This window comes from Candidatus Methylomirabilis sp. (assembly GCA_036000645.1).
GTDB lineage: Bacteria > Methylomirabilota > Methylomirabilia > Methylomirabilales > JACPAU01 > JACPAU01.
This window is the reverse complement of record DASYVA010000002.1, coordinates 1-2477: the sequence shown is the minus strand read 5'-3', so window position 1 is coordinate 2477 and position 2477 is coordinate 1. Positions and strand designations below refer to the sequence as shown.

At 72.6% G+C, this 2477-nt stretch carries 4 protein-coding genes; all 4 read left to right on the top strand.

Going from position 1 to position 2477, the window contains the following annotated elements; translation table 11 throughout:
• Positions 1-70: 70 nt before the first annotated feature.
• Complete coding sequence (rapZ, locus tag VGT06_00035; protein ID HEV8661521.1) at positions 71-937, top strand: RNase adapter RapZ; 867 nt, start codon at positions 71-73, stop codon at positions 935-937.
• Between the two features lie 21 nt (positions 938-958).
• Positions 959-1384 (top strand): PTS fructose transporter subunit IIA, encoded by a 426-nt coding sequence (locus VGT06_00030; protein ID HEV8661520.1) that lies wholly within the window; start codon positions 959-961, stop codon positions 1382-1384.
• 126 nt (positions 1385-1510) lie between these two features.
• Entirely contained in the window at positions 1511-1789 is a 279-nt protein-coding gene (locus VGT06_00025; GenBank protein HEV8661519.1) for an HPr family phosphocarrier protein, read from the top strand.
• On the top strand, positions 1789-2477 hold a 689-nt coding region (locus VGT06_00020; GenBank protein ID HEV8661518.1), incomplete at its 3' end, for a CoA transferase. The genes VGT06_00025 and VGT06_00020, both read left to right, overlap by 1 nt.

Genomic DNA, 2477 nt, shown 5'->3' with positions numbered 1-2477 from the left:
TCGCAGACCGCCTGGACCGGGGGCTGCAGCAGCCCCCGCCGCTCTCGGCCACCTCCGAGGAAGATACCGAGTGACCGGCATCGACTTCGTCATCGTCACCGGGATGTCGGGGGCCGGCAAGAGCCAGGCGGCCAAGGGGTTGGAGGATCTGGGCTACTTCTGCGTGGACAACCTCCCGGCCGCGCTGATCCCTACCTTCGCCACGCTGTGCGCCAGCTCGGAGCGGCGGATCGAGCGGGTGGCCCTCGTCATCGACGTCCGCGAGGGCCAGTTCCTGGACGCGGCGCTGGGCGCGCTGCGCGCCCTGCGGGAGGCCGGGCACCGGGTCCGCATCCTCTTCCTCGAGGCGGACGACGCGAGCCTGCTGCGCCGCTTCAGCGAGACGCGCCGCCCCCACCCGCTCGCCCCGTCGGGTTCGGTGGTCGAGGGGATCGGGCGGGAGCGGGAGCGCCTCGCCCCCCTGAAGGCGGAGGCGGACCTGGTTCTGAATACGGGCCCGCTCACGCCCCACGAGCTCCGGCAGTATATGGTCCAGACCTTCGGGGAGCAGCCCGGGGGGACCGGGACCGCGGTCGCCCTCGTCTCCTTCGGGTACCGGTACGGGCTCCCTCTGGACGCCGATCTGGTCTTCGACCTCCGCTGCCTCCCGAACCCCAACTTCGTCCCGGCCCTCAGGCCCCTGACGGGGACCGATCCGGCCGTCGCCGCCTACCTGCAGGGCCAACCGGAGGTGAAGGAGTTCCTGGACCGCCTGCTCGCGTTCCTCCAGTTCGCCCTCCCCTGCTACGTGGGTGAGGGGAAGGCGTACCTCACGGTGGCACTGGGGTGCACGGGTGGCCGCCACCGGGCCCCCTACGCGGCCGAGGTGGTGGCGGGACAGCTGCGGACCCTCGGATACCCGGTGACCCTCCGGCACCGCGACATGGAGCGGGCCTAGGCGTCTCCGCAGGATGGGACCATGGTCGGGGTAGTCATCGTGACCCACGGGCAGGTCGGCCTGGAGATGCTCCGGACGGCGCAGGAGATCGTGGGGCGGATCGAGCGGGCCGAGGCCGTCACGATCGAGGCTGCCGAGAAGATCGAGCGGGCGCGCGCCAAGATCGAGGCGGCGATCAAGCGCGTCAGTGCCGGCGCGGGTGTCCTGATCCTGACCGACATGTTCGGCGGGACCCCCAGCAACCTGGGACTGTCCTTCCTGGACAAGGGGGCGCTCGAGGTGGTGACGGGGGTCAATCTCCCGATGCTGATCAAGCTCCCCGCTCTTCGAGAGGGGACGGCGCTCCGCGAGCTGGCCGACCGCCTGAGCACGTACGGCCAGAAGAACATCCTGGTCGCCAGCGAGTTTTTGGCCCGCAAGGCCACTGGGTCGGCCGGCCCCGCCTGAGCCCCGCCCGTCGCACGCTTCCCCCCCTGTCCCTCCGGCGTCCACGGCGCCGGTGTGCGCGGCGCCGCCGGGGGTCGGGCCGCGGCCGGGAACGGGGGGGAGGCCCAGCGCCGGGGAGGGGAGAGGGTGAGCCGCGAGGTGGTCCGGGAGGTGGAGATCCGGAATCGGCTGGGGCTCCACGCCCGGGCGGCGGCCGCCTTCGTGCAGGTGGCCGGGCGCTACCGGGCGGAGGTGACCGTGGAGCTCGACAACGCGGCCGTGGACGGGAAGAGCCTGCTCGGCCTCCTCACGCTCGGGGCGTCGCAGGGGAAGCGGATCCGCCTCCGGGGGCGCGGGGAGATGGCGGAGGAGCTGGTCGCCGCGCTGGCCGCCCTCGTGGAGGGGCGGTTCGGGGAGAAGGAGTGATGGGCGGGCCGCTCGAGGGGCTCCGCGTCCTGGACCTCTCCCGGGTCCTGGCCGGCCCGTTCTGCTCCATGCTCCTCGGCGACCTCGGGGCCGACGTGCTCAAGGTCGAGCAGCCCGGCGTCGGGGACGAAACCCGCTCGTGGGGTCCCCCCTTCCACAAGGGGGAGAGCGCCTACTTCCTCGCCATCAACCGGAACAAGCGAAGCCTGACCCTGAACCTGAAGGAACCCCGGGGCCTCGCCCTCCTGGCCCGACTGACCCAGGCCTCGGACATCCTCATCCAGAACTTCCGACCGGGGACCCTCGCGCGGCTGGGGCTCGGCTACCCGGAGGCGGCCCGGCTGAACGGGCGCCTCATCTACGCCTCCCTCACCGCCTACGGGTCGACCGGACCCGGGGCGGCCAGGCCCGGCTACGACTTCATCGCCCAGGGAGTCGGGGGCCTCATGAGCATCACCGGGTGGCCGGACGGGCCCCCCACGAAGGTGGGGGTGGCGGTGGTGGATGTGGTGGCGGGCCTGCTCCTGACCGGACTGATCCTGGCGGCCCTGCATCGGCGCGACCGGACGGGGCGGGGGGAGGAGATCGAGACCTCCCTGCTCCAGGCGGCCGTCGCCCTGCTCATCAATGTGGCCGGGAATTATCTGGTCTCGGGCGAGGTGCCGGGGCGCTGGGGGAACGCGCACCC

Excerpts from the sequence above, each read along its gene's own strand:
- VGT06_00030 (HEV8661520.1), top strand. The coding sequence starts at position 959 with ATGGTCGGGGTAGTCATCGTGACCCACGGGCAGGTCGGCCTGGAGATG.